The following is a 25,694-nucleotide window of genomic DNA, read 5'->3' as shown; positions in this document are numbered from 1 at the left end:
TCCTTCTCTTCTAAGTCTGATAAATGGTCTCATAGGCCTGTTGCAACTGCTCTGCTATGATTTCCAAATCTCTAGATTGAGCAATCGCAAAGCCTGCCTCTGTCTTTCGGCTCTGTCCTGATAGAACACGCTCCAGGGCAGCGACAAAACTCGGTACGTCCTGACCAAACTCCACCGCTTCATCCGTCAACCAATCTTCATAAACTGGGATATCCCGCAAGACAACATGCTGGTGACTCGCTAGCGCTTCTAAAACGACAATGCCTTCTGTCTCTTCACGACTAGGGAAGAAAAAGGCATCTGCGCCACTCATAGCTCCTTCAAATACAGGTCCCTTAATATAGCCTGCAAATGTAACATTTGCCGGATGGTCTGTCCCAACAATTCGACGGACCTTGGCTGGAATCATCCACTTGGCAATATCACCAAACCAAATAAAACGAACCTCTGGCATTTGCTCTGCCACCTTAACAAAGTCATCAATCCCCTTACGCATAAAATAGAGACCGGCACAAATGACAACAGGCTGATTAGCAGACAGTCCAAAATACTCGCGAAAGGCCGCTTCCTTGGCTGTGTCAGGTTTGTATTTGGCCAATTCAATACCATTTGACAAGGCAATCACGGGCTTGTCACCAATCCCATAGCCCTCAATCAAGCGCTTGGAATAAGGTGTCGGTGTGATAATGGCATCAGCCTGCTTGTAAAAACGGCAGAGCCACCATTTAAAGAGAGGACTCACCAGATTAGACCCGATAAAGGAATCTCGAAAATCCTCTTCGGTTGAATGCCCATGCATAATCACTTTTTTACCAGCTTTTTGAGCCTTTTTCATCAAAGACCAGGACTTGAGACCATAGGTATTGAGATGAACCATATCATAATCATCGTCAGGATTAGTCGTATAAGCTTGACCTGCCATCTGCAAAGCACGCTCCTGATGCTTGATGGCACGACCGATACCAGACTTGGACAAGGCTCCTTCACCTTCTAGGTACAATAAAACTTTCATACCTCCTATTATACTATATCTGGGCCAAAATTCATCCGACTTTCGGTGGATAAATTTGAAGGATTATCAAATCAGACATCTGTCCAAATCAAAAAACCACCGCAAATCATCTGCAGTGGTCTATGAAGGAAGGGGGCTTATTTGGTTGTGCCACGGTGTTTGATGCCATGGTTGAGGATAATTTCCTTATCTTCAAGCACTTCCTTATTCATAATCTTAGTCAACATGCGCATGGCAACCGCTCCAAGGTCATAAATCGGTTGGCTGACTGAGCTGAGGTTTGGCCGAGTAAATTTCACAATTGGTGAATCGTTGCTGGTGATGATTTCAAAGTCTTCTGGAACAGACTTACCAGCCGCAAAGAGGCCATTGAGGAGGCCGACTGCCAACTCATCTTCTGCCACATAGGCTGCGGTTGCACCAGAATTCACAAGACGCTCTGCTAATTTGTAACCTTCATCGTAGCTATAGTTGGCTTCAAATACCAGACCTTCTTTGAACTCAATTCCATTCTTCTTGAGCCCATCCTTGTATCCAGACATGCGAACCTTACCATTGATATCATCAATCAGTGGTCCAGAAACAAAGGCAATCTTCTTGTGTTTCTTGGCAAAGATATCCATGGTTTCTTCAACAGCCTGCTTGTAATCGATGTTAACGCTCGGCAATTGATGGTCCAAATCAACCGTTCCAGCTAGGACAACTGGAGTACGTGAGCGAGAAAACTCTGCGCGAATCTTCTCTGTCAAATGGTGTCCCATGAAAATCACACCATCTACCTGCTTGGCAAAGAGGGTATTGACGACGCTAACTTCCTTGTCATCATCCTCGTCGCTTGAAGCCAAGATGATGTTGTATTTATACATGGCTGCAATATCATCAATCCCTTTGGCCAGAATTGAAAAGTAGCTATTGGCGATGTTAGGAATCACAACCCCAACCGTCGTCGTCTTCTTACTTGCCAGTCCACGCGCCACCGCATTGGGACGATAATCCAGACGGTCGATAACTTCCAGAACCTTCTGTCTGGTATTCTCTTTTACGTTCTTATTGCCGTTCACGACCCGGCTGACCGTTGCCATGGAAACCCCTGCTTCTCGGGCAACGTCATAAATCGTGATAGTATCATCAGTATTCATGCATTTCTTCCTTTCTTTCATCTTGAAAATGGCAGAGCTGCTGTCCATTTTCCCTGCATTATGAAAATGTCGCTTTCATATCCATTCTAGCACGACTTGTAACCACTTTCAAGCATTTTGTTGCAAAAATTTGCAAAAAAAACACAAAAAGTTTGGTTTTAACCATACAAGACCTGATAATTTTCAACTAGAGATAAGAAAACACTTGCATTTTACCCTAAGATTTGAAAAAATAGAAGGAAATAAAACAGAAAGGTTTTTTCCATGACAAAAATCCAAGACCTTCAAGGAAAACTAGAGCAAAACGGCATCGCAGCTGCTGTTATCGCTGACCCCGTAACCCTCAACTATCTGACAGGCTATTATAGCGATCCACATGAACGCCACATGTACCTCTTTCTTATCTCAGGACATGAGCCCCTGCTCTTCTTACCTGAACTTGACGCCCTTAGGGCCAGCCAAACAGTCCCCTTTCCTGTTGTCGGCTATGTAGACTCCGAAAATCCTTGGGAGAAAATCAAGGCTACCCTGCCCCAAACCAATTTTGCCAAGGTGGCAGTTGAATTTGACTACCTCAACGTCACCAAATTCAAGGGCTTGGAATCTATCTTCTCAGCTGAATTTGTTGACCTGACACCAACCATCAACCTCATGCGCCTAATTAAATCCGCAGACGAAATTGAAAAACTCCATTTCGCCGGTGACCTGGCAGACAAGGCTGTCCAAATCGGCTTTAAGGCTATTTCATCTGATAAGACCGAAACCGATATCATCGCTGAAATCGAATTTGAAATGAAACGCATGGGCTACGCTATGAGTTTTGAGACCATGGTCCTAACTGGGACCAACGCTGCCAACCCTCATGGAATTCCTGGTGCCAACAAGATTGAACCTAATCAACTCCTGCTCTTTGACCTTGGAATTGATGCCAATGGCTATATGTCTGACATGACTCGAACGGTTGCAGTTGGTCAACCCGATGACTTCAGTAAGGAAATCTACGCTATCTGTTTAGAAGCTCAACTAGCAGCCAGCGACTTTATCAAACCTGGTGTAACCGCAGCTGAAGTTGATGCCGTTGCGCGTGGCATCATCACTAAGGCAGGCTACGGTGAGTATTTCAACCATCGCCTCGGCCACGGTATCGGTATGGGCTTGCATGAATTCCCATCAATTATGGCTGGCAACGATATGGTCCTTCAAGAAGGCATGTGCTTCTCTGTTGAACCTGGCATCTACGTCCCTGGCAAGGCTGGCGTCCGCATCGAGGATTGTGGAGTGGTCACCAAAGATGGCTTTGAGGTCTTCACGCACACACCAAAAGAATTGCTTTATTTCTAATCAATAAAGGTTCCGAGTAACTTTCGGAACCTCTTTTTATTTAAAATATCAGACTAAGATAAGAGATAACGGATATGATAACCAATAAACAGTTATTCAAGAGATGAACTGCTATAGAGTCAACGATATTCCTTCTGCGGTTAAAGGCCAGATAAAAAATCGCACCCAGAGCAAAATATAAACCAATTTCAACAAAGTTTCCGAAATTCGACACATGGAGCATTCCAAAGACAAGAGATGTCAGCACCAATTGCCAAATCATATGTTTACCCTTGAAGAAATACTCACTCATAAATCCACGAAAGACCAGTTCCTCCAAAATCGGTGCAAAAACTCCAATAGCCAGATGAAAACAGATAAAGAAGAGAGGAAACATGGATTTAAGATCTTCCAAATTAGCCATAAGGGCAGCGTCATTGCCTGTCATGGTATTGCCGTAAATCAGTTGATTGAGAACAGTCCCACCAACCGCCACCACTCGAGTCGCCACAAAAAAGAGCAGAGCGATTCCAAAATCTTTCCAGCCAAACTTAAGAGACTTAGCCGCCTCGCTGATATGGGACCTGTAACGTTTCCAAACAAGGGAGATAACTCCTGCTGCAATCCCAATATAAGCCAAACCACAGCCCCATTGCAGTTCGACTGGTATACGGCTTTGATTGCCAATTAGCAACATCGGAATAATATTGACAGATAAAGCAAGAACAATCAAACCAATGATTTTTAACATTTTTAATACTAATTTCATCTTAAACTCCTTTAAAACATGAGGCCACTTGCACTCAAGCCTGTTGCCACTGCACTCTCTCGGGCATAAAAAGATGCCAATTCCTGATAAATCTCCGAGACCTGAGGATGTAAGGTCTCTTCCCCAAGTTTCTTTACAGCCAGCTTCCCTAGCTGATAACTCAACTCCCTAGCCGCTCGATCAAACTCACTCGGCTTTTTGACTCTATTCTTAAAAGTTACCAGCAACTGGCGCTCTTCCTCGCTCAACTCTGGATTGAGAATGGCATTATAAACCTTTATCCACACTTGTTCTTCTTTCATCTGAGGCCTCCTTTTCTTGATAGACTAAGTTTAGCATTTTAGGGGAAAAATAGCAGAGCATTTCCTAAACGGTCATCATAACACCCTGAATGGTAAAAGTGAGATAGTTAACACTACCGCTCTGCTATCCTCCAAAAAGCATAGAAAGGAGGGTAATCGTCATGTTAGTCAACGCATGAGAGGTAAAGCTATAGCCCACCCGTCGAGTCCGATAATAAAGATAGCTAAAAACCAACCCTGAAATGAAATAATCAATCAAGCTCCAAGATAAACTAAAAGTATGAGCAAACGCAAATACTCCAGCCGACACCACCAATCCTAGCCACTCGTACTTTGGAAAATACTGGAGCAGTTTTTCCATAAGAAGGCCTCGACAAAGCAATTCTTCCAAGAGTGGTCCACTCAAATGAGTCGAAATCATCATGACCCACATGCTATCTTGAGACCGAAGCAGTCGCTTAATATCCTCATTATTGCCATTCGTAGTCACAATCCCAAACTTAGCCAATACATGATTGACGCCCATAATGATCAGAAAGGCCACGGCTGTAATCAGTAAAATCTGCCACCATGGAAGATGACCGAATACAACCTCACCTTTTTTAAGAATACGACGACGAATATCTCCTAGTAAGAGAACAAGGAGCATAACGGTCGCCAACATGCCACCAATCTTGAGGAAAGTATTTCCCTCGAACAAATGTAATCCGACAAAAATCGGAATTGTAATGACAATCGCTCCAACAAAAAGAGTCAACAAGGTTACACCAATTGCTTTTAAAATCTTCATCGCTTTCTCTTTTCAGACAAAATACGTTGTATCTATATAATAACATAGTATTCTGATTAGATCAAGATTTGATAAGCGTTTTCTCAATCCTATAAAAATTTTGGGAAACAAACACTAACCGCTCTACTATTGCCCAAAAGGTAAAAAAGTGCTACCATAATTCCAATAAAGGAAGTGAGGTAAATCCTATGACCAATGAATCTGTCAAGCAACAAGTGCGCGAGGCCTTTGACCGCCGAGTCGCTGTCCGTGTTTACAATGATCAGACCATTCCACGAGAGGATGTCGAGTTCATCCTGGATACCGCCTGGCTAAGTCCATCTTCAGTTGGCCTAGAGGGATGGCGTTTCCTTGTTTTAGACCGCGAGAAAATTGCTGAGCTCAAGTCAGCTATCAAGGACGTGGCCTGGGGTGCCCAACCTCAGTTGGATACCGCCAGTCACTTCGTCATCCTTTTGGCTGAGAAAAATGCCCGCTATGATAGTCAGGCCATCCGGGAGAGTCTGATTCGTCGCGGACTTGGTGAAGGTGAGGCCCTAACCAGTCGCATTGACCTCTATAAGAGTTTTCAAGTGCGTGATATGCAGATGGCAGATGAGCCACGCGCCCTTTGGGACTGGACTGCCAAGCAGACCTACATTGCCCTTGGCAATATGATGACCACAGCCAGCCTTCTTGGCATCGATTCCTGCCCAATCGAAGGTTTTGAACAGACAGTAGTCAATCAAAAACTGGCTGACCTTGGCTGGATCAACCCTGATAAAGAAGCCGTGGCGACCCTCCTCTCTCTGGGCTACCGCCTCAAAGATCCCAAACACCCTCGTAGCCGTAAACCACGCCAAGAAGTCGTGGAGTGGGTTTAAGATAAGAAAAAACAGATGTGGTTACCAGTCACATCTGTTTTAATATTTTTAACTTTCATGCGTATGCTGACGTTTTAGCCTTCTGCTAATATTTACCTTAGGGACAAATATAGGGAGTTGTAATCCTAAAATAAGATTAATGACCCAAATGAAGAGGAGAAAGACTAAAATAGGGATTACACAAGTAGTAATAATCAAAACTGCTACCGCATCAACTGTATCACTCAAAATCTTCTTAACATCTTCAATGCTAGAAGTAACTGTTGTCTTTGCTTTATCTACAAGTCCTGCTAAAAATCCACCAATCCCTTCATCCTGATTGGAACTCTCTTCACTTTGACTATCAGACTTTACCTGTGAAACTGTTGCCGACTGGTCATAAGTTTGTTCAATATGTTTAGATACTCCAATGCTTGTTGGGACCAAAAAGAAGAGCACTAATCCCAAAACCATCATCTTACTTGCCATCTGCTTCAGTTGATAGTCTGGTTTTAATTGATTAATCGCCAATAAAATTGAGGCAATTGGAACCAAAATCTTAAATGTAAATGATGCAGCCATTCCAATAAGGTATTTTTGTAACCATAGAGCAGCGAATACAATAATTAAGTAATCATTAATATCTGCGAGGTTTTCTGCTACCGAATTTGCACCTGGTATATTCCCAGCCACTACAGAGGTTGCTGTTGCCATAGTTGCCAAAACCGTGACTGTTGATTTTTTCTCATCTAATGCAGTAACCATATTATTATTCATCGTCTCAATAATTGGCAAATTAGCAATCACAAAAAAGGACACTAGTGCCAATACTATCCAGCCAGTAACTTTTAAAACGCTACTGCGTTCAAATCCAAAAATCTTTTCCATCTTATTCACACAGGGATTTTCCCCGCCTTTCTTATTTTTTCTCTCTTAGTCGCATACCGGTCAGTTCGAGAGTATACTGATAGGAAAGGTATTGGTTGGTAAAGCAATACCTGTTATACTAAGTATAACAGTGGTTTTTTTTTGAGATGATAAAAGAGGCTGGGACAAAAGTCCACAGCTTCTTCACTTTTTTTAATGATAAATTGCAAGACGCAGTGGTTGGGAGCCTTTCTTGCTGGCTTTGCCAGCTTAGAAAGTCCCCTACACAGTTCATTAGGCACTTTAGTACCAATGAACCACTGCTGAGTGAGTTCTAATTCGCTGATTTCATCAGCTTTTATAGCTCTAACGATTGACGTAAACCTTGTTTGCTTTATTTCCAACCTTAAAAGTTCACTGAAATGTTTAAGCTATGCAGAGGTGGGAATGAAACGGCCTGGAAAGAGACCGTTTCAGCCTGAGCCCAGAAACTCAAAAGTGAAGTAATCGAACTCTACGAGTTACTGATTTTTGTCCCACTCTCTTTTCTGCTACCGTCCATTGACGGTTTTCATAATGCGTTTGATGTCGCGATCTTGGTCACGTTTTTTGATGGACTCACGCTTATCGTAGTCGTGTTTACCCTTGGCTAACCCAATCAGAACCTTGGCAAAGCCGTCCTTGAGGTAGACCTTGAGTGGGACCAAGGTCATTCCTGTCCCCTTGACTTCGTTTGCCAATCGCTCGATTTCCTTCTTCTTGAGGAGGAGTTTCCGAGTTCGTTCAGGGTCTGTGTTCCAGATATTTCCCTGCTCAAAAGGGGCAATATGGACATTAACCAACCAGGCTTCGCCATTTTTTATCTGAGCGTAACCATCCTTGAGCTGGATGCGAGCCGCCCGTACCGACTTGATTTCCGTTCCTGTCAAAACCAGTCCTGCTTCAACTGTATCAACGATGGTGTAGTCGTGTCTAGCCTTTTTATTTTGCGCGACGACGTTTCCTTGTCCCTTGACCATGCTTGGCTCCTTTCTTGGCAACATCCTTGTAGAAAGGCTTGCCCCCCTTTTTCTTATAGGCCTTAGGCTGGTCCTGTTTATCCTGACCTCTCTTGCTCTTATGGCCCTTCTTGTTAGATTTTGTGTCTTTTTCTTTTGAAGAATGGCTGGCGCTGGCCTTGCCGCGACCTCTGCCACGCTTGCCCGACTTGGCTACCTTTTCAATGGTGTCGACATCACTTGGTAAAAACTCAAAGTCGATATCCCCAGTCTCTTTATCAGCCTTGACCAATTTGACACGAATGGCTTGACCGACGCTAAAGACTGTGCCAGACTTCTCACCCTTGAGAGTCAGATTCCGCTCATTGTAATCGTAATATTCTGGCAGGGTCGTCACGTGGATGAGCCCCTCAATAGTATTTGGCAACTCAACAAAGAGACCAAACTTGACCACACTGGAGACAATCCCATCAAATTCTTCACCGACATGTTCCTGCATGTACTCAGCCTTCTTCATGGCCTCCACCACACGCTCCGCATCAATGGCCCTGCGCTCCAGACTGGAAGCCTGACTGGCAATCTCTGGAATCACCGCCTCAAAATGCGCCACCTGGTCCTGACCAGCTCTGCTATAGTCCCGAATCAAACGATGGACCAAGAGGTCTGGATAGCGTCGAATCGGGCTGGTGAAATGGGTGTAAAACTCGGCAGCCAAACCATAGTGGCCGTGGTTGTGTTCAGAATAACGGGCCTGTTGCATGGACCTCAGAAGCATCATAGACAGGACTTCTCCGCCAGGCTGACCCTCAACACGCCGCATAAAATCTTGCAGGGCTGACTGGCTAATCTTGCTGGCCGTTCCTTGAACCTGAACTCCAAAGAGTGAGGCAAAGTCCATGAACTTTTGAAGTTTTTCTGACTTGGGTTCCTCGTGAATCCGATAAATAAAAGGAAGCTTGGCCTTGGCAAAATGCTCCGCAACGCACTCATTGGCAGCCAGCATGAAGGACTCAATCATCCGCTCTGCTACACCACGTTGTCGCACCTGAATGTCAACAGGGAAGCCCTTATCGTTGACGATAATTTTTGCCTCGCTGGTGTCAAAGTTCAAGGCACCGCGACGAACCCGCATAGCCTCTAAAATCTCATGGAGCTCTGCCATGGCTTCAATACTAGGAACTATCGCTCGGTATTGTTCTGCCAATTCCTCATCGCCTGCCAGAATCTCATTGACCGCAGAGTAAGTCATGCGGAAGGTTGTCTTGATAACTGACTGACCAATTTGGTAGTTGACCACCTTGCCTTGAGGCGTAATTTCCATCAGGGCAGATTGGGTCAAACGATCTACGTTTGGATTGAGGGAACAAATCCCATTGGATAGGCGTTCTGGTAACATCGGAACCACACGATCGGTCACATAGACTGAGGTCCCTCGACGGAGGGCCTCCTTGTCCAATTCAGAGCCTTCTGTCACATAGTAGGACACGTCTGCAATATGAACTCCCAGTTCAAAATTACCATTGTCCAAACGCTTGATATGGACCGCATCATCCAAATCCTTAGCATCCGCCCCATCAATAGTAAAGGTGATTTCCTGACGCAAGTCTAGGCGTCCCAGATAATCCTTATCGCTTGGCACCTCCGGAACTTTATTAACTTCCTCCAAGACCTTTTCAGGGAATTCAGACACGATATCCATGGACTCCAGGACCTCTAAGACGTCGATCCCAGCATCGTCAACATGGCCAATAATATCCCGTACAGCCCCGACAAAATAATCATGGTGCTTGGTTGGGTACTTCTCAATATCGACCTTGATAACCTCTGTTCCATCAAGAACAACAGGCTCCTTACGAATGTAAATCGGCTGGCTGATTTTCTGATTTTTAGATTTGATGTAGCCGATATACTTAGGCTTGTCATCGTCCATAATGAATTTGCCGACCACTGTTTTCAAGCTTCGCTCAACAATATTGACAACACGCGCCTCAGCGCCCATCCCCTTGAGACGGTCCGCAACCTTAATGACTTCAACCTCAACGACGTCACCGTCGATAGCATAATTGACATCATTGCGACCAACGAACATATCGTCCTCATCGCTGTCCACTGTCACAAAGCCAAAGCCTGCTTTATTAGCCCGGAAAATCCCCTGGACCGTGACAGCAGCTTTTTTCTTCTTGGCTTCCTTGATTCCGATGGTCCCGTCGTTGCCAAAGCGAATCTTGCCTTGACTTTCCAGGGCAGAGATTGCCTTAATCAACTGACTAAAGTCCTTGGCGGCAGCCAGACCCAAGTCCTGAGCCACCTGGTCCACCTGGGCAGGCCCTCTCTCCTTCAAATAGTTTAATAATTCTTCTTTCATGATTCCTCTTTGTTTCATTTTGCTTGGTTTGATACTCACTCAAAATCAAAAGAGACAGGGCAGGGGCACGTAGGCATAACTGGAGTTAAACAAGAAAACCTAACGACCTGCAGCTTTGATTTTGGAAGAGTATGACACATGGCAGAGCAGCCTAGAGAAATTTCCCTAGGAAAGCTCATCATTTCCATCCTCTGGGTAGGGTCAGTTTTTGTTGCTCCGCTATTGCCCAAAACCGCTAGGTAAAACACATCTGACCATACAAAAAGAGCGGGCGTGAAGACATCTTGCCTTCACAAACCCAGCCCTACTCGTGCTTATCGACTTGATAAAATCGCCAAGGCCAAGGCAATGGCTAACCAGAAAAATACCAGAATCGCTGTAAAACGTTGCATGAAAGCCTCAAAACCACGGGCTTTTGTACGTTCAAACAGGGCTTCTGAACCCGAACTATCAAAGACGTTGCTAGATGGGTTTTTCTGAGGTTGCATAAAGATGGCAACTACCAATAAAGCTGATAAAATAAGCAAGGCTGTTAATAAGATGCTATACATGTTTAGATTTCCTCCAGTGTCATCCTTACTATTCTATCACACATTGACCTAGGATTCAATATGTAAGGTTACTTTTCTTTCTTTTGGGCAGTATTTGGTCACCTGAATCTTGTCAGGATGATTGGTTTTATTTTTACTGGTCAAATAATTCTTACTGCCACACTCGGTACATTTTAAATGAATTTTAACGCGCACTAGATTTCCTTAACTTTCAAATATTGTCTAAAATTGATCAGAGACCAGACTAGGTTAACAAAAACCAAGCCAGAAGTCACATAAAACACCCAACGGTAACCATAGTAGGCTGCCACACCAGAACCAATCATAGGTCCCAACACACTTCCCAGATAGGTAAAGGTTTGATTGTAGGAAAATATCCTGGCAATCCCTTCCTTGGGCGTCAATTTGGTCAAGAGAGAATTGACCGATGGCAAGAGGGCACCTGTCCCGAAACCATAACAAAACCGAATGAGTCCCAACTGGAGCGGTGTTTGGGCATGGGCACAGAGCAAGTACATGATAAAGCTATAGAGCAGGGCTCCTAGTAAAAGGCGATGGTTGCCAATACGGTCTCCTATGTTTCCCAAAAATCCAGAACTCAAGATGGATGATATGCCCATTGCAGATGTAATCAAACCAGCCACGAACATGAGATTACTGGTTTGTCCAAGGTGACGAATACAGAGGGTTAAAATAGGAATAATGGACTGGGCAGACGCCTGAATAATCATGCTAGTCACAAACAAGCCCAATAACATCTGCCGGTCCTTAAACTGGGCTAAGACTTCACGCATGGGCAACTCTTGCCCGCGTTCGACAGGGACAAAATCTTCCTTGACAAAAAAGACCGTCAAAAGAGTCAGAATCAGAAGGAGCCCTCCGACAATCAAAAAGACATTTCGCATCCCAAACGTATCCGCCAAAAGGCCACCGAGCAAGGGGCCCATTAGATTTCCAGTAACCAGGCCTGTCGATAGCGTTCCCAAGGCATACCCTGCTCGATGGCGTGGAACTTGACTAGCAATGAGGGCCGTCGAGTTTGGAATATAACCGGCAAAAACACCAGTCAAAACACGTAAAATCAATAACCAGGCCACATTTGGAACAAAGGCCAGCCCACCCATGGTAAAGAGCATAACACTGGCAGCTCGAACCATCATGGGCTTATTCCCAAAACGATCAGCCAGACTCCCCCAAATAGGGGACATGATTGCTGAGGCTAGGGCTGTTGCCGAAACTGCTAAACCAGAATAGAATTCAATCTGGTTGCCACGCGCTCCTAATTCTTCCACATATAGGGACATGAAGGGCATGACCAAGGAAAAACTTGCTCCCGTTAAAAAATTGCCCAACCAGGCAACCTTTAAATTTTGTTTCCAATCGCCTTCGTTTAAACTATAATCATCTTCTTTCTGACATTCCTGTGCCTATTATAGCATAAATTTAGGAGAGCCATTTGCTGTAAACGCTCCCCGTCTTTTTATTTTTCCCCCATAGTTTTTAAGGCTAAGTCAACTTGCTCATATAAACAATCAAGCGTTCTATTATTCTCTAGCACCACATCGGCACGCGCCTTTTTCTCCTCTAAAGAAAGCTGGGCATCCAGTCGTTTTTGGGCTTCTTCTTGGGAATAGCCATTGCGGAGCATTAAGCGGGACAGCTGGGTTTCCCTATCGACATAGACCAGCCAAACTTCATCGCACCAGCTCTCATAGCCCAACTCGTACAAAAGCGGAATGTCCATAAATACCACATCCTGCTCTGTCTGAGCTTGCTTCAACCGCTCTGCCAATTCCTCCCGAATCACCTGATCCTGCAAGTGTGCAGACTGCTGTTTGATGTCAGGATTTGAAAAAATCAGCTCAGATAGTTTCGGACGGTCCAATTCTCCATCTTCCCTTACAATCTCAGGCCCAAAATGCTGGACCAAGGCTTCATAAAGTCGCCCCCCCTTGGCCTGCAATTCATGGACCACTTGGTCCGCATCGATGACACAATATCCCTGTTGATGCAAATAGGCCGACACAGTGGACTTGCCCGAGGCGATGCTGCCTGTTAATCCAATGACTGTTGCCATCTCCTTCTCCTCTCATTTGTTGGTTCACTAAGAAATCTGACTGACTAGCTTGCTTACGCTTGCTTTACTTCTTCTGACATTTGGGGCAAAAATGGCTACCGCGCCCGCCGACCTGAATCTTGACGATTTCACGTCCACACCGCTGGCAGGGCTGGCCGGTCTTGGCATAGACCTTGTGCTCCTCCTGCATGGTCCCGTCTTCACCCAGGGCATTGCGGTAGGTCCGTACCGTCGAGCCGCCCTTGTCAATCCCCAGTTGCAAGATACGAATGGTCTCTGCGTGGAGGCGTTTGATTTCTGCTGGCTTAAGGCTGGATGATACTCGCTCCGGATGGACCTTGGCTGCCCAGAGCACCTCATCCACATAGATATTGCCCAGACCTGCGACCAAGGACTGGTCCAGCAGATAAGGCTTAATCGGTTTGTGACTAGCTCTGACCTTCCGCTCAAAGGGCGCATAGGCAAACTCTCCCTTGACCGGCTCTGGTCCCAGCTTTTTTTTAGCAAAATAACTGCCCAAACTGTTTGTCTCAAGCAACTCCATAGTGCCGAACTTGCGGACATCCTGATAGACCAAGGTCTGGCCATTGTCCAGGTCAAAAAAGGCGTGGAAATGCTTGTTGTCCGGGACTTGGTCCGTCGGAAAAAGCAGGTACTTCCCCTCCATACGCAGGTGGGAAACCAGCGTTTTTGCACCCAAGTCAAAGAGCAGGTACTTGCCCCGTCGTTTCATGGCCTGGATGGTTGCACCTGTCAAAGTCGCTGTAAATTCCTCACGATCTGTCACGACCAAGCGTGGGTAACGGATAGTCACTCGCTGGATGGTCCGACCCACAATCAACCGCTCTAGGCCCCGTCTGACCGTCTCGACCTCTGGTAATTCTGGCATAGGTTCTCCTTAGAAAAAGATACGCTGGAGAATGCCCTCTTCATCCCGCTCATAGTAGAGCTCAGAAGCATTCTCCTCAAAGTAAAAGGCCAATAAATCGTCCATGGAATCCGCGAGCTCGATCGCTCCAGAAGCAATGTCCTCACGACTGACCCAAACCACCTCGCCCTCCTCAGAGGAGCGAATCTCACCTGTAAACGCAGTCGTCCGATAAAGGAAGACCAGGTAACGGATGTCATCGCCCCGCGTATGGAAATGCTTGACGCCCACCAGCTCAGGATGGGCAATGGTTAAGCCCGTCTCCTCGTAAATCTCCCGAATGACCGCCTCATGCAAGCTCTCACCAGCCTCGATGTGGCCTCCAGGCAGGGCCGCCCCCGACCATGCATACCTCTCTGGACTGCGAATCTGCATGACAAACTGACCCTGGTCATTTTCCACCAGGCACATATTGGTTAAAATCACCTCTTGACTACGTGGCATTTACAATTTCTCCTTTTTAACGTCCCATCGCAAAGCTGTCTGCGAAATATTCGTCCAACATCAGGCGGTGCTTGTCTGAGATTCTTTCTAAGTGACTAATTTCGTCCTGGCTAAAAAAACGGACTTCTACTGTTTCTTCATTGTGAAACCCATCAATATTGTACGGATCCGTCGCAATGAATTCATAAAGAAAGACGATGGTCTGGACCTCATCACCATTAGGATAGCATTCATCAAACTTGGTGTAAACATTGAGTAGGCGTTTGGGCGAGACCTTGATGCCTGTTTCTTCTGCAAATTCACGCACCGCAGCCTCAATTGAACTCTCTCCGAGTTCCATGGCACCACCCGGGATGGCCCAAGATCCTTTATCACTGCGTCTTTGTAGCAAAATATTTCCATCTGCATCAGCCAAAATCCCACCTGCAAAATTCAGCAGAATCTTGTCATGGCCGACCTTTGAGCGAATATAAGAAATATAATCTTGTGCCATATCGTCTCCTTTTCTTTTTATTATAGCACATAAGTAGACCAAAAAAGACCTGACACTATCAGGCCCTTGAGCTATACTATCTTTCTTCTGCCTCAAATGTCCACCGACGGCTCCAGGAATGGCTTTCTCCTGGTGCAATGCGAATGGTTTGGACAATCTCTGGGCTGACCATGTGGTCCACTGACCAGAGCAAGAAACTGGTTGGTTGCACACGGTCAACGCCTGTTACACTGGCCTTAGCACCCTTATGGAGAAGTTTCCAGGTAAAGGTCTCGCCATCTGCTGCGCCTTCCGTGCTAAGTAGACTCAGCGACACATCGGTTTCACAGTTCTCAAAACGAATAGCCTTGCCATCAGCGATAAAGTTGTTGTGGTCGTAGCCACCAAAACCTTCCAAACGCTTGCTGCCAAGATCCGGCATGTCTGGCAACTCCAGACGATAGTCCGGCGAAATGGCCATCCCATCCACGCTGATAAAGTTGTGGCAGTATTCCTCCGTTTCAATCGCGCGCTCACCCACATTGGTAATGGTCGCTTCCAGCACCAGGCTATTGCCCTCGATAGAGAGTTTTTTATGGACCTCTGCAGCGATGCCGCAACATGGCAGAGCTGTCATGACAAACTCGGCTGTCGTATCCGTGTGCGTGTAGGTCACAGGATAGGGCTCAACCTCCGCATAGGTATGGGCAAACTGATATCCCAGCTCGCTATCCTGCGTGATAAGCCCCACACCAAGTTTCGGAAATTTTTCTCCGATAGCCACACCTTCTGAAAAATCAGCAGAAAATTCACAGCACAAGCCTCGACCACCAGACGATGGATGACGCAGGTTCATGGGCTCATTAGCACAAAAATGCGTGTCCCCATCCAGGACGACATTGGACACAAAGCCAGCCCGGTCAAAGCGCTGGGTATCATTTGGTCGTTCCCCAGGCTCTGAAATCTCCACCCGCAGGCGGTCGTTCGTTAGGAAAAACATAGGTGCCTCCATTTTGAATATATTTATCTCTATTATATCGTTATTATATCAAGTTGTACAGCGCTTACATGATTGGATAAAAAAAGAGAGACGGGCTCTCTTAAAGATTAGTGATAAAATTCACTGTACGACTTACTTCACGAAAGCCAAGTCTTTGGTGAAATAGTTGACTCAGTTCATTGTCCAACTCTGCATTTGACGCTAGTTGCGACAGTCCGTGAGCTCTTGCCCATTCTCTAGCAAAGATAATCAATTCACTGGCAATGCTTTGTCGACGTACAGACGGTTGAACATAAATCCCTTCTAAAAAAGCTACGGGCGAAACCTTTGCTCCTTCAACATAATCTTGTCTAATAGAAAGACTAATGAACCCAAGGCATTCTCCATTCTTGAAGTAGAGAAATTCGTAAGGAAATCTATCATTGACAAAGGCTTGTTCTAGTTCTTTAGAAGTTCGCGACCACAACTGACTGGCGATATTGGACCAGATGGAGATTGACTGACCATCGACCGCTTTAATCATTAGTACTCCTTCTCATTATAGCCAAAGTCAGCCAAGTCAAGTTTCTTATCACGCCAGTTTTTCTTGACCTTGACCCAGGTTTCAAGGAAGACCTTGTCCCCCAACATGATTTCAATATCACGACGGGCCATGGATCCAATTTTCTTAAGCATGGCACCTTGCTTGCCGATGATGATGCCCTTTTGACTGTCACGCTCAACCATGATGGTCGCCCGGATATGGACCTTGTCGGTAAACTCATCCCTCTTCATGCTCTCAATGACCACCGCAACGGAGTGCGGCACTTCCTGCTGGGTCAGATGGAGGACCTTCTCACGGATCATCTCAGACACCAAGAACCGCTCTGGATGGTCGGTAATCTGGTCTTCTGGGAAATACTGGAAGCCTTCTTCCAAGTTGTCCACCAGGATTTCCATGAGGCGGTTGACATTGTTGCCCTGGGTCGCTGAAATCGGTACAATTTCCTTAAAGTCCATCTGACTTCTAAAGTCATCAATCTGCTCCAAAAGCTGATCTGGATGCACCTTGTCAATCTTGTTAATAACGAGGATAACAGGGACATTGGCCTTTTTCAGACGCTCGATAATCATATCGTCACCCTTGCCCCGCTTTTCATCAGCAGGAACCATGAAGAGAACAGTCTCCACCTCACGCAGGGTTGAATAGGCAGACTCCACCATAAAGTCGCCCAGAGCAGTCTTTGGCTTGTGAATACCTGGCGTATCGATAAAGACGATTTGCTCACTCTTGGTCGTGTAGATCCCCATAATCTTGTTGCGAGTGGTCTGCGCCTTGTCCGACATAATGGCAATTTTTTGCCCCATCACATAGTTCAAAAAGGTCGATTTCCCCACATTTGGTCGACCCAAAATCGCTACAAAGCCTGATTTAAACATAAGATACAAAGGACGTTAAAAGCAAAGGGAAAATAGGGAAGTGCCCAAAAATCCTGATTTTTGAGGTAATTCGTCTTTTTCCCACAGCTTTTCGTCCGTGTTCAGTTCAGAACACGAACTTGTCCACTCCTTCCAATTTCTATTTTTCTATAAATGTCTATGTTTCCATTTACCATCTTCATGGTAAAAGTATAGTTCTGATAATGTATCCTCTTCAAAAACGGGGAGCATCTCCGCAAAGCCATCTGCCAGCTGACGAGTCTCTAATTCTGAGCGCTCTAGCCAGAAAACCTCGCCCTCATCAGACGACCGTAGATCCCCCGAAAACGTGCTAGTCTTGTAGAGAAAAACGATGTAGCGGTAAAGCCCTTGGCTGTGGGTAAATTGCTTCACGCCACACAACTTCAGATGTGACACCGTCAAACCCGTTTCCTCGTAGACCTCACGAATGACTGAGTCCACAATGCTTTCATTTTTTTCGACGAAGGATAAAAACTTCGCTTTTCTTATTTTCAACCTTCAACAGTCTCTCTCCAGACTGTTGAAGCCATCCAGGAAAACACTTCCAGGCCAATCTGAGTCTTTTTGTTCCTGGACCAGGACCTTGGTCCCATCTGTCACCATGCACATATTGGTCAAGACGACCTGCTCTGCTTTTGGCATATCGTACTCCTCTTCCTAGAACACTAGTGCCCAAAGTTTGGGAACGAAGATTATCAAACCAACGATGACGGAAAGGAAGGATACCATCAGTACCGCTCCAGCAGCCATATCCTTGGCATTCTTGGCCCGCATGGAAAAGTGATAATCACTGGCTAAATCGACCACATTTTCAATGGCTGAATTAACAATCTCCATGGTAATCACCAAAAAAACACAGAGAATAAGAAAGAGCCATTCCGTCATGGACACTTGAAAAATTAGCCCCGCAATCAGCACCAAGAGAGCTGAGAGGGCATGCTTTTTCATATTCCGTTCTTCAACGAAGGAGGTCTTTATCCCTGACCAAGCGAACTCAAAACTATTGATGAAGTTGGTGTTTTTCCACTTCTTCTTGACTTCCTTGGGTTCAATCTTGCCCGATTTTTGGTAAACTTTTACTTCAGTTTCTTTCAAGTCCATAGGCCGTCAAAATCTCTTCCTGTAATCCAAACATCTCAGCTTCTTCTTCGGGAGTGTAGTGGTCATAGCCATTGATATGCAAAAAGCCATGTACTGCCAAAAAACCCATCTCGCGCTCAAAACTATGGCCATAGTCAGTCGCCTGTTCACGCGCCTTATCCACTGAGATAAAAAGCTCGCCAATATAGGCATCAAACTCACCCAGCATCTCTGCCAAATCAGGATCCTCTAGCAAGTCTTCTTCATCAAAGACAATCTCACTCTCTGGCTTGTACTCCAAACTGATGACATCTGTCGGCCGATCCGTGTCACGGTATAGCAGATTCAATTCATGACTTCGTTCATTGGTCACAAAGGTCACTGCCATTTCCTTGTCAGCCTTGCCCGTCTTCTCCGCCGCAAACTCAAGCAAATCAAGTGTTTGCTTCTTAATCTCCTCTGAAACCTCCTGGGTTTCATCTACCATCTCGATATACATAGGACACTTCTTTTCTATTATTCTAAACCATAGCAGAGCAGGAAACAATTCCCAGCCGCCTTTTCAGTTGAGACGACAGGCTTACTTGTCCCTCGTCCCAATACAGTATCACCTTCATTATACCATAAGCCCAGATAAAAATGGTGAACTTTCATAGGCCGACCATGACAAACCTGCCTATTTTTAGTAAGATAGTAGATGGAATATTTTGCCCATTTGTGGTAAATCGCGCACACAGACACAGCTAACCTAGACAGATCAAAGGTATCTTATTGACCTCCTCCTTGCAAAGTCAACTAGGAAAGTCTCTTAGCTACTGTCAATCGTATGAAAAGCTCCGCTATGGACCTGCCAAAAGCGTCGAGCAATAGAAAGGACTCCCATGTCAATCAAACTTGTAGCCGTTGATATTGACGGTACCCTCCTAACCTCTAACAAGGAAATTACCCCTCAGGTCTTTGAGGCCATCCAAGAAGCCAAGGCTCAGGACGTTAAGGTCGTGATTACAACAGGCCGCCCTATCGCTGGCGTCACTAAACTCCTTGAGGAGCTAAATCTCAATCAAGCTGGCGACTACGTCATCACCTTCAATGGTGGACTGGTTCAAGACGCTGCTACCGGCCAAGAATTAGTCAAGGAAACCCTGACCTATGACGACTACCTTGATTTAGAACTGCTAGCGCGCAAACTTGGCGTCCACATGCACGCCATTACCAAGGACGGCATCTACACTGCCAACCGTAACATTGGTAAATACACGGTCCACGAAGCAACCTTGGTCAGCATGCCAATCTTCTATCGAACACCGGAAGAAATGGCTGACAAGGAAATCGTTAAAATCATGTTCATCGACGAGCCTGAAATCTTGGACAAAGCTATTGCTAACATCCCTCAGGACCTGCATGACAAATATACTTTGGTCAAGTCCCAACCCTTCTATTTAGAAGTTGTTAACAAGACCGTTAGCAAGGGCCAAGCCATCATTCATCTGGCTCAAGAATTGGATATTGACATGACAGAGACCATGGCAATCGGAGACGAAGAGAACGACCGTGCCATGCTAGAAGTCGTTGCCCATCCTGTCGTTATGGAAAACGGCAACCCTGAACTGAAAAAAATCGCCAAGACCATCACTAAATCCAACGATGACAGTGGGGTCGCACACGCCATTAGAGAGTGGGTATTAAACTAATGTATTCCTATAAAATCGGCATCTCTGCGGAAGACCATGACCGCTTTGCCATCGCCAGTGACCAAACCAACCTCCTCCAGTCCGCTTCTTGGGCCAAAATCAAGGACAACTGGGCCAATGAACGAGTGGGAATCTATGAGAACGATCAACTTGTAGCAGTGGCTTCTCTTCTCTATCAACCCCTTCCTATGGGATTTACCATCGTCTATATCCCTCGCGGACCAATCATGGACTACACTAATGGTGATCTGGTAAATTACACACTGACAACCCTCAGAACCCTAGCAAGGCAAAAACGGGCTCTCTTCATCAAGTTTGACCCTGCCATTCTCTTAAGGGATAGTAAGGTCAACGAAGTTGCTACTGAAAATCCAGACGCTCAGTTAATTATCGGCAACCTCCAAGCTGCAGGTTGTGAGTGGGTTGGAGAAACCACTGATATTGCTGAAAATATCCAACCCCGCTACCAGGCCAACCTCTACGCAGCTGACTATGCCTTCGACAATCTGCCAAAGAAAACCAAACAAAATATCAAAACTGCTCGCAACAAGGGTGTCCAAGTCCAGTTTGGTGGTTCTGAATTACTGGAAGATTTTGCAGACCTCATGAAGAAGACCGAGGCTCGCAAGGGAATTTCCCTACGCGGTCTTGATTACTACCAAAAATTACTGGCTACTTATCCAGACCAGTCCTACGTTACCATGGCAACCCTCAACCTCAAAGAGAGGGCTGAGCTCCTTGACCAACAACTTCAAAAAGCCATTGCTGAAAAAGCAACCTTTACTGAGAATACCCGTAAAAACAAGGTTGAAAACAATCAAAAAGAAATTGATCGTCTAACAGAAGAAATCAAATTCCTCAAGGGTAAACAGTCTAAAACCAAGCGTGACATTGTTCCCTTAGCAGCAACTATCTCCCTTGAGTTTGGTGACACATCCGAAAATATCTACGCTGGAATGGACGACGATTACAAACACTACCAGCCCGCAATTTTGACCTGGTATGAAACTGCAGCTCATGCTTTTAAACGTGGCTCTCGTTGGCAAAACATGGGTGGGATTGAAAACCAGATGGACGGCGGACTCTACCAGTTCAAATCCAAATTCGACCCTACAATCGAAGAATTTATCGGAGAATTTAACCTCCCTGTCAACTCCCTCCTCTACAAGCTGTCCAACACAGCCTACACTATTCGCAAGAAATTGAGGTCAAAACACTAAAATGCAATTTACTACTTTATCTAAGGAAGGCTACAGCGCTAGCCTCACAACGTTCTCTGAGGTTTCCTTCCTCCAGACTGTAGAAATGGCAGAGCTCTTAAACAAGCGCGGTTTCAAGGTCACCTATGTCGGTTTAATCGAAGGAGACAAGGTCCTCGTCTCTGCTATTCTCTACAGTAAACCTATGACAGGTGGTCTCCATATGGAAATCAACAGCGGCCCTAATAGCCTAGATAGCAAATATCTTTCCACCTTCTATAAGGAACTCCAAGCCTATGCCAAAGCACAGGGGGCTCTACGTTTAGTGGTAAAACCCGCTGATACCTATCAAACTTTTGACACAGATGGTAAGCCAATCACTGAAGAGAGAAAAGAATTCCTCACAACCCTAATTGACCTTGGTTTTGAACACAATGGTTTACAAACTGGCTATCCTGGTGGTGAACCAGACTGGCACTATGTCAAAGACTTGAGCGGATTAGATGAAGCCGGGCTCTTTAAATCCTACAGCAAAAAAGGGCGCCCTCTGGTCAATAAAACTAGAACCTTCGGTATCAAACTTCGTAAACTCCAGCGTGATGAGCTCCAAATATTCAAAGATATTACCTCTTCCACCTCTGAACGCCGGGAATACAGTGACAAATCACTGGATTATTACCAAGATTTCTACGATGCTTTCGGGGATGCCTGCGAGTTTATGGTGGCTGAGATCAATTTCTCGGACTATAAGAATAATTTATCTTTCCAACAGGCTAAAATAAAGGAACATATTTTGGCTATCCAAGCTGACTTAGACAAAATGCCTAGTTCTCAGAAAAGGCAGAACCAATTACGTGAGTACACTAGTCAATTCAATACCTTTACAGTTCGTATCTCAGAAGCTGATGAATTCATACAACATTACGGAGAAGAAAATATTATCCTTGCCGGCAGCCTCTTTATCTATACACCACATGAAGCAGTCTATCTCTTCTCAGGTTCCTATACTGAATTTAACAAATTCTATGCACCTGTAGCCCTACAAGAACATGTCATGACAGAAGCAATCAAACGAGGAATTACTTTTTATAACTTCCTCGGAATCCAGGGAATCTTTGATGGTTCTGATGGAGTTCTTCGTTTCAAACAAAACTTTAATGGCTACATCGTACGGAAAATGGGAACCTTTACCTACTATCCAAGCCCACTAAAATTCAAACTTATTACTGGTATAAAAAAACTCTTAGGACGTTCCTAAGAGCTTTAATCATCACACCAAAACCCACTGCCGGTCTCGGCAGTGGGTTTGTGTTTAAATAGGCTTATTTGACAAAGTCAGTCAACATCTAGTTGTTATATCTGTATAGAGTTACCGTGTTGAAAATTATTCTAGTAAGGTTCGTAACTTCACTCTTTAGGTAGAGATAAATCACTGCCATTACTTTCAATAATTTGTTTATAGTAATCGTAGGAATTCTTGAGAGAACGTGACAAACTACCACTACCATCATTATGCCGATCAACATAAATAAAACCATAACGTTTTTTCATTTCACCAGTACCAGCTGATACAACATCAATTGGGCCCCACCAAAGATAACCTAGGATATCTACCCCATCTTTAATGGCTTCTTCCAGAGATAAAAGATGGTCTCTTAAGTAAACACAACGTTCCATGTCTTCCAAACGACCATTCGCATTAGGGGCCTCATCCAAACCAATCCCGTTTTCAACGATAAAAAGGGGCTTTTGATAACGGTCATAAAGCACATTGCAGACATAGCGGAGCCCTTTAGGATCAATAGGCCATTCCCAAGGTTTTGGAGATTTCCCCTTCAAGTAAGGGTTATCAATCCCCTGTGCCCCCCCTGTATCAGCTCGCATATGGGCATTTTTTTCATAAACAGCAGAGCGATAGTAACTAAAGGCTAGGTAGTCTGAGGTATAGTCAGCCATCAACTGCTCGTCACCTTCCTCCATTACCGGCCGACAATCGTTTTCCTCCCAAATCCTGTAAATATAGCTAGGATAGGATCCACGTGTCATAACATCTGAGAAAAAGAGAGACTGTCTTTGATACTCCAAGGCCCCGAAAATATTGTCCGGATCGCAATTATATGGATAGGTTGCGATAGAAGAAAAAGTATACATGCCTCCCATCTTATTCTGCGGACAGATTTCTCGACAGGCTTTTACTGCTAGACTATGAGCTACAAACATATGATGGCTGGCTTGATAGATATCTCTTTGCGTTAGATCATCGACTGGTCTGTCAGCTTGCTTCGGATATTGAGCAACTACTGCACCAGCAGCAAAGGGCATACGCATGATGGCATTGATTTCATTAAAGGTCATCCAATATGGGACCTTATCCTTGTATCTGGTTAAAACCGTCCTTACATAACGCTCGAAGAAAGTGATGAGTTTGCGATTGGTCCATCCACCATAGTCGGTCACTAACCCCAGCGGTGTCTCATAGTGACTCAGGGTTACAACCGGTGTCATTCCTAAACGGATCATTTCATCAAACAAATCGTCATAAAATGCCAGACCAGCTTCATTGGGTTCTTCTTCATCACCATTTGGAAAAATTCTAGCCCAAGAAATAGAAGTCCGAAAGGCTTTAAAGCCCATACCTGCCAACAGAGCCAAGTCCTCTTTGTAACGATGGTAGAAATCAATTCCTTCATGACTTAGGTAGACCTTATCGGGATTCAACTGAATTTCATACTTTTCCTTGTCCTCATTCCATCTTATCCCAGGTGTTCTAGCATCCGTAGCAATGCCAACCATTACATCTGTTAAATTGGGACCTTTACCGTCCTTATCCCAGGCTCCCTCAAGCTGATTAGCGGCAACTGCGCCACCCCATAAAAATTCTGTCGGAAAAGTCATCGCCTTAGTCCTCCTCATATAAACTTTGACCATTTGTTGCAATCACTCGTTGATACCAATTAAATGAATCCTTTTTAAAACGCTTAAGGCTACCCTCGTTATAGTCATCTAAATCAACATAGACAAAACCATATCGCTTAGACATCTGGCTCGTCGAAGCAGAAACTAAGTCGATACAACCCCAAGAAGTGTAACCTAAACATTCAACTCCCTCTGCAATAGCAAGACCAACCTGCTGTAAATGCTGTTTAAAATAATCAATCCGATAAGGATCATGTACCTTACCATCATCCGTCAAGGTATCATAATTACCAATTCCATTCTCAACGATAAACAGGGGAATTTGATAACGGTCATAAAGATCAATCATTGATGTTTTCAAACCGACAGGGTCAATTTGCCAACCAAAATCACTAGCCTCAAGATAAGGATTCTTAACCCCTTGCACTAAATTTCCACCAACAATCTCGCGCTCTCCTGCATGAATAGAATCAACCATCGTCATATAATAACTAAAAGACAAGAAGTCTACCTTATAAGTTCGAATAAGTTCCAATTCCTCTTCTGTCATCTCAACCTGAAAATTCTTTTCTTGAAGATAATTGAGAATATATTGTGGATAGCGCCCTCTAACTTGAACATCGGAGTAAAAGTAATTCTGACGATTGGTTTTCTGAGCTAAGGCAACATCCAAGGGATGGCAGGTCTCTGGATAGGTTGTCGTTTTAGTGAGCATGGCTCCCATAAGGGCATCAGGATTTTTAGCTTTCAATTGCCTTGTTGCTAGACTACTGGCAACAAACTGATTGTGTACAGCTTGGTAGATAGCTTCCTCGGCCTTTTCCTTGGTCTCATATTTTTCTTCCAAAACTCCAACTGTCGTGAAAGGATGGCGAAAAACACTGTCAATTTCATTAAAGGTTAACCAATATTTAACCTTATCCCCGTATTCATCAAAACACACCTGACTAAATCGTGTGAAAAATTGAATAACCTGCTTGGAAACCCATCCACCATACTCCTCAACAAGGTGCAAGGGCATTTCATAGTGAGATAGGGTCACCAAGGGCTCAATCCCATTTTTTAACATCTCATCAAAAAGCTTATGGTAAAATTCTATCCCCAAAGGATTTGGCTCTTGCTCATCTCCCTTCGGAAAAAGTCGTGTCCAGGCAATGGATACACGCATCACCTTGAAACCCAGTTCTCCAAATAAAGCTAGGTCTCCTGGATAACGATGGTAAAAATCAATCCCATGACGCTTAGCAAAATAAACTTCGTCTTGGGAATTCTTGGCTTCCACAATATCATTTAATGAAACATGCCATTGAGACTTATAGTCTGCTTTGTCAACACCTGGACGAAATCTTGCAACGTCAGCCACCGACATTCCTTTTCCATCTACATTCCAAGCCCCCTCCACTTGATTTGCGGCGGTTGCACCTCCCCACAAAAAGCCCTCTTGAAAATATCCTTGCATTCCCTTACCCTCCGAATACCATTTCTTTGTTAT

The 25,694-nt window shown here is 44.9% G+C and carries 27 protein-coding genes and 1 pseudogene; 5 read left to right on the top strand and 23 right to left on the bottom strand.

Annotated features, from left to right (window positions below; all coding sequences use genetic code 11):
- Window positions 1-10 precede the first annotated feature (10 nt).
- On the bottom strand, window positions 11-1,012 hold the full coding sequence (locus ACFORF_RS03385; RefSeq protein ID WP_380425509.1) for a glycosyltransferase family 4 protein: 1,002 nt from the start codon (window positions 1,010-1,012) through the stop codon (window positions 11-13).
- 137 nt (window positions 1,013-1,149) lie between these two features.
- Window positions 1,150-2,151 carry a catabolite control protein A gene (gene ccpA / locus ACFORF_RS03380; protein ID WP_380425507.1) on the bottom strand — a complete coding sequence of 334 codons (1,002 nt, stop codon included), beginning with the start codon at window positions 2,149-2,151 and terminating at the stop codon, window positions 1,150-1,152.
- Between the two features lie 264 nt (window positions 2,152-2,415).
- Between ccpA and ACFORF_RS03375 the strand changes: the two genes are divergently transcribed.
- Window positions 2,416-3,492 (top strand): M24 family metallopeptidase, encoded by a 1,077-nt coding sequence (locus tag ACFORF_RS03375; RefSeq protein ID WP_380425505.1) that lies wholly within the window; start codon window positions 2,416-2,418, stop codon window positions 3,490-3,492.
- Window positions 3,493-3,532: 40 nt separating this feature from the next.
- Here ACFORF_RS03375 and ACFORF_RS03370 read toward each other — a convergent pair whose 3' ends face one another.
- The 3 genes from ACFORF_RS03370 to ACFORF_RS03360 form a co-directional block, all read right to left on the bottom strand.
- Window positions 3,533-4,240 carry a CPBP family intramembrane glutamic endopeptidase gene (locus ACFORF_RS03370; RefSeq protein ID WP_380425503.1) on the bottom strand — a complete coding sequence of 236 codons (708 nt, stop codon included), beginning with the start codon at window positions 4,238-4,240 and terminating at the stop codon, window positions 3,533-3,535.
- 11 nt (window positions 4,241-4,251) lie between these two features.
- On the bottom strand, window positions 4,252-4,542 hold the full coding sequence (locus ACFORF_RS03365; RefSeq protein WP_380425501.1) for a bacteriocin immunity protein: 291 nt from the start codon (window positions 4,540-4,542) through the stop codon (window positions 4,252-4,254).
- 124 nt (window positions 4,543-4,666) lie between these two features.
- A complete protein-coding gene (locus tag ACFORF_RS03360; RefSeq protein WP_380425499.1) occupies window positions 4,667-5,332 on the bottom strand; it encodes a CPBP family intramembrane glutamic endopeptidase in 666 nt (221 codons plus the stop codon).
- A 188-nt stretch (window positions 5,333-5,520) separates the two neighbouring features.
- Between ACFORF_RS03360 and ACFORF_RS03355 the strand changes: the two genes are divergently transcribed.
- Window positions 5,521-6,195 (top strand): NAD(P)H-dependent oxidoreductase, encoded by a 675-nt coding sequence (locus ACFORF_RS03355; protein ID WP_380425497.1) that lies wholly within the window; start codon window positions 5,521-5,523, stop codon window positions 6,193-6,195.
- Window positions 6,196-6,243: 48 nt separating this feature from the next.
- Here the strand turns inward: ACFORF_RS03355 and ACFORF_RS03350 are convergent, their stop codons facing one another.
- From ACFORF_RS03350 to ybeY, 16 genes and pseudogenes are all read right to left on the bottom strand, one after another.
- Window positions 6,244-7,071, bottom strand: a complete 828-nt coding sequence (locus ACFORF_RS03350; RefSeq protein WP_380425495.1) for a hypothetical protein — start codon at window positions 7,069-7,071, stop codon at window positions 6,244-6,246.
- Between the two features lie 521 nt (window positions 7,072-7,592).
- Window positions 7,593-8,060: an SsrA-binding protein SmpB gene (gene smpB, locus ACFORF_RS03345; protein ID WP_380425493.1), complete on the bottom strand. Its 468-nt coding sequence runs from the start codon at window positions 8,058-8,060 to the stop codon at window positions 7,593-7,595.
- The gene (gene rnr, locus ACFORF_RS03340; protein WP_380425491.1) at window positions 8,023-10,404 is read right to left on the bottom strand and encodes a ribonuclease R; all 2,382 of its coding nucleotides are present in this window, start codon (window positions 10,402-10,404) and stop codon (window positions 8,023-8,025) included. The genes smpB and rnr overlap by 38 nt, the downstream gene beginning before the upstream one ends.
- Before the next feature lie 314 nt (window positions 10,405-10,718).
- Window positions 10,719-10,955 carry a preprotein translocase subunit SecG gene (gene secG, locus ACFORF_RS03335; protein WP_380425489.1) on the bottom strand — a complete coding sequence of 79 codons (237 nt, stop codon included), beginning with the start codon at window positions 10,953-10,955 and terminating at the stop codon, window positions 10,719-10,721.
- Between the two features lie 48 nt (window positions 10,956-11,003).
- Window positions 11,004-11,150, bottom strand: coding sequence for a 50S ribosomal protein L33 (gene rpmG, locus ACFORF_RS03330; protein ID WP_380425487.1), 147 nt, complete (start codon window positions 11,148-11,150; stop codon window positions 11,004-11,006).
- Complete coding sequence (locus tag ACFORF_RS03325; protein WP_380425485.1) at window positions 11,150-12,307, bottom strand: multidrug efflux MFS transporter; 1,158 nt, start codon at window positions 12,305-12,307, stop codon at window positions 11,150-11,152. Before ACFORF_RS03325 ends, rpmG begins: the two co-directional genes overlap by 1 nt.
- Window positions 12,308-12,435: 128 nt before the next feature.
- Entirely contained in the window at window positions 12,436-13,032 is a 597-nt protein-coding gene (gene coaE / locus ACFORF_RS03320) for a dephospho-CoA kinase (protein ID WP_380425483.1), read from the bottom strand.
- A 64-nt stretch (window positions 13,033-13,096) separates the two neighbouring features.
- Window positions 13,097-13,921, bottom strand: coding sequence for a DNA-formamidopyrimidine glycosylase (gene mutM / locus ACFORF_RS03315; RefSeq protein ID WP_380425481.1), 825 nt, complete (start codon window positions 13,919-13,921; stop codon window positions 13,097-13,099).
- A gap of 9 nt (window positions 13,922-13,930) precedes the next feature.
- Window positions 13,931-14,404 carry an 8-oxo-dGTP diphosphatase gene (locus ACFORF_RS03310; protein ID WP_380425480.1) on the bottom strand — a complete coding sequence of 158 codons (474 nt, stop codon included), beginning with the start codon at window positions 14,402-14,404 and terminating at the stop codon, window positions 13,931-13,933.
- Between the two features lie 16 nt (window positions 14,405-14,420).
- Complete coding sequence (locus tag ACFORF_RS03305; RefSeq protein WP_380425478.1) at window positions 14,421-14,897, bottom strand: NUDIX hydrolase; 477 nt, start codon at window positions 14,895-14,897, stop codon at window positions 14,421-14,423.
- A gap of 76 nt (window positions 14,898-14,973) precedes the next feature.
- Complete coding sequence (locus tag ACFORF_RS03300; protein WP_380425476.1) at window positions 14,974-15,876, bottom strand: hypothetical protein; 903 nt, start codon at window positions 15,874-15,876, stop codon at window positions 14,974-14,976.
- Window positions 15,877-15,976: 100 nt separating this feature from the next.
- Window positions 15,977-16,399 carry a GNAT family N-acetyltransferase gene (locus tag ACFORF_RS03295; protein WP_380425474.1) on the bottom strand — a complete coding sequence of 141 codons (423 nt, stop codon included), beginning with the start codon at window positions 16,397-16,399 and terminating at the stop codon, window positions 15,977-15,979.
- Complete coding sequence (era, locus tag ACFORF_RS03290; RefSeq protein ID WP_380425472.1) at window positions 16,399-17,295, bottom strand: GTPase Era; 897 nt, start codon at window positions 17,293-17,295, stop codon at window positions 16,399-16,401. The genes ACFORF_RS03295 and era overlap by 1 nt, the downstream gene beginning before the upstream one ends.
- Window positions 17,296-17,442: 147 nt before the next feature.
- A pseudogene (locus ACFORF_RS03285) lies at window positions 17,443-17,958 on the bottom strand (NUDIX domain-containing protein).
- Window positions 17,959-17,973: 15 nt separating this feature from the next.
- Window positions 17,974-18,417, bottom strand: a complete 444-nt coding sequence (locus ACFORF_RS03280; protein WP_380425470.1) for a diacylglycerol kinase family protein — start codon at window positions 18,415-18,417, stop codon at window positions 17,974-17,976.
- Window positions 18,398-18,895 carry an rRNA maturation RNase YbeY gene (ybeY, locus tag ACFORF_RS03275; protein ID WP_380425468.1) on the bottom strand — a complete coding sequence of 166 codons (498 nt, stop codon included), beginning with the start codon at window positions 18,893-18,895 and terminating at the stop codon, window positions 18,398-18,400. The genes ACFORF_RS03280 and ybeY overlap by 20 nt, the downstream gene beginning before the upstream one ends.
- A 382-nt stretch (window positions 18,896-19,277) precedes the next feature.
- Between ybeY and yidA the strand changes: the two genes are divergently transcribed.
- The 3 genes from yidA to ACFORF_RS03260 are packed head-to-tail and all read left to right on the top strand — an operon-like array spanning window position 19,278 to window position 22,544.
- Window positions 19,278-20,087, top strand: coding sequence for a sugar-phosphatase (yidA, locus tag ACFORF_RS03270; protein WP_380425466.1), 810 nt, complete (start codon window positions 19,278-19,280; stop codon window positions 20,085-20,087).
- Window positions 20,087-21,307 carry an aminoacyltransferase gene (locus ACFORF_RS03265; RefSeq protein ID WP_380425464.1) on the top strand — a complete coding sequence of 407 codons (1,221 nt, stop codon included), beginning with the start codon at window positions 20,087-20,089 and terminating at the stop codon, window positions 21,305-21,307. Before yidA ends, ACFORF_RS03265 begins: the two co-directional genes overlap by 1 nt.
- A 1-nt stretch (window position 21,308) precedes the next feature.
- Window positions 21,309-22,544, top strand: a complete 1,236-nt coding sequence (locus tag ACFORF_RS03260) for an aminoacyltransferase (RefSeq protein WP_380425462.1) — start codon at window positions 21,309-21,311, stop codon at window positions 22,542-22,544.
- 149 nt (window positions 22,545-22,693) lie between these two features.
- Here the strand turns inward: ACFORF_RS03260 and ACFORF_RS03255 are convergent, their stop codons facing one another.
- Both ACFORF_RS03255 and ACFORF_RS03250 read right to left on the bottom strand, forming a co-directional pair.
- Complete coding sequence (locus ACFORF_RS03255; RefSeq protein ID WP_380425460.1) at window positions 22,694-24,181, bottom strand: glycoside hydrolase family 1 protein; 1,488 nt, start codon at window positions 24,179-24,181, stop codon at window positions 22,694-22,696.
- 4 nt (window positions 24,182-24,185) lie between these two features.
- Window positions 24,186-25,661: a glycoside hydrolase family 1 protein gene (locus ACFORF_RS03250; protein ID WP_380425458.1), complete on the bottom strand. Its 1,476-nt coding sequence runs from the start codon at window positions 25,659-25,661 to the stop codon at window positions 24,186-24,188.
- Between the last annotated feature and the right edge of the window lie 33 nt (window positions 25,662-25,694).

The sequence above is a fragment of the Streptococcus caprae genome (genome assembly GCF_042649745.1).
In the GTDB taxonomy this organism is placed as follows: Bacteria; Bacillota; Bacilli; order Lactobacillales; family Streptococcaceae; genus Streptococcus; species Streptococcus caprae.
This window is presented reverse-complemented; position numbering and strand designations above follow the sequence as displayed.

Excerpts from the sequence above, each read along its gene's own strand:
- ACFORF_RS03385 (WP_380425509.1), bottom strand. The coding sequence starts at position 1,012 with ATGAAAGTTTTATTGTACCTAGAAGGTGAAGGAGCCTTGTCCAAGTCT.
- ccpA (WP_380425507.1), bottom strand. The coding sequence starts at position 2,151 with ATGAATACTGATGATACTATCACGATTTATGACGTTGCCCGAGAAGCA.
- ACFORF_RS03375 (WP_380425505.1), top strand. The coding sequence starts at position 2,416 with ATGACAAAAATCCAAGACCTTCAAGGAAAACTAGAGCAAAACGGCATC.
- ACFORF_RS03370 (WP_380425503.1), bottom strand. The coding sequence starts at position 4,240 with ATGAAATTAGTATTAAAAATGTTAAAAATCATTGGTTTGATTGTTCTT.
- ACFORF_RS03365 (WP_380425501.1), bottom strand. The coding sequence starts at position 4,542 with ATGAAAGAAGAACAAGTGTGGATAAAGGTTTATAATGCCATTCTCAAT.
- ACFORF_RS03360 (WP_380425499.1), bottom strand. The coding sequence starts at position 5,332 with ATGAAGATTTTAAAAGCAATTGGTGTAACCTTGTTGACTCTTTTTGTT.
- ACFORF_RS03355 (WP_380425497.1), top strand. The coding sequence starts at position 5,521 with ATGACCAATGAATCTGTCAAGCAACAAGTGCGCGAGGCCTTTGACCGC.
- smpB (WP_380425493.1), bottom strand. The coding sequence starts at position 8,060 with ATGGTCAAGGGACAAGGAAACGTCGTCGCGCAAAATAAAAAGGCTAGA.
- rnr (WP_380425491.1), bottom strand. The coding sequence starts at position 10,404 with ATGAAAGAAGAATTATTAAACTATTTGAAGGAGAGAGGGCCTGCCCAG.
- secG (WP_380425489.1), bottom strand. The coding sequence starts at position 10,955 with ATGTATAGCATCTTATTAACAGCCTTGCTTATTTTATCAGCTTTATTG.
- coaE (WP_380425483.1), bottom strand. The coding sequence starts at position 13,032 with ATGGCAACAGTCATTGGATTAACAGGCAGCATCGCCTCGGGCAAGTCC.
- mutM (WP_380425481.1), bottom strand. The coding sequence starts at position 13,921 with ATGCCAGAATTACCAGAGGTCGAGACGGTCAGACGGGGCCTAGAGCGG.
- ACFORF_RS03310 (WP_380425480.1), bottom strand. The coding sequence starts at position 14,404 with ATGCCACGTAGTCAAGAGGTGATTTTAACCAATATGTGCCTGGTGGAA.
- ACFORF_RS03305 (WP_380425478.1), bottom strand. The coding sequence starts at position 14,897 with ATGGCACAAGATTATATTTCTTATATTCGCTCAAAGGTCGGCCATGAC.
- ACFORF_RS03300 (WP_380425476.1), bottom strand. The coding sequence starts at position 15,876 with ATGTTTTTCCTAACGAACGACCGCCTGCGGGTGGAGATTTCAGAGCCT.
- ACFORF_RS03295 (WP_380425474.1), bottom strand. The coding sequence starts at position 16,399 with ATGATTAAAGCGGTCGATGGTCAGTCAATCTCCATCTGGTCCAATATC.
- era (WP_380425472.1), bottom strand. The coding sequence starts at position 17,295 with ATGTTTAAATCAGGCTTTGTAGCGATTTTGGGTCGACCAAATGTGGGG.
- ACFORF_RS03280 (WP_380425470.1), bottom strand. The coding sequence starts at position 18,417 with ATGGACTTGAAAGAAACTGAAGTAAAAGTTTACCAAAAATCGGGCAAG.
- ybeY (WP_380425468.1), bottom strand. The coding sequence starts at position 18,895 with ATGTATATCGAGATGGTAGATGAAACCCAGGAGGTTTCAGAGGAGATT.
- yidA (WP_380425466.1), top strand. The coding sequence starts at position 19,278 with ATGTCAATCAAACTTGTAGCCGTTGATATTGACGGTACCCTCCTAACC.
- ACFORF_RS03265 (WP_380425464.1), top strand. The coding sequence starts at position 20,087 with ATGTATTCCTATAAAATCGGCATCTCTGCGGAAGACCATGACCGCTTT.
- ACFORF_RS03260 (WP_380425462.1), top strand. The coding sequence starts at position 21,309 with ATGCAATTTACTACTTTATCTAAGGAAGGCTACAGCGCTAGCCTCACA.
- ACFORF_RS03255 (WP_380425460.1), bottom strand. The coding sequence starts at position 24,181 with ATGACTTTTCCGACAGAATTTTTATGGGGTGGCGCAGTTGCCGCTAAT.
- ACFORF_RS03250 (WP_380425458.1), bottom strand. The coding sequence starts at position 25,661 with ATGCAAGGATATTTTCAAGAGGGCTTTTTGTGGGGAGGTGCAACCGCC.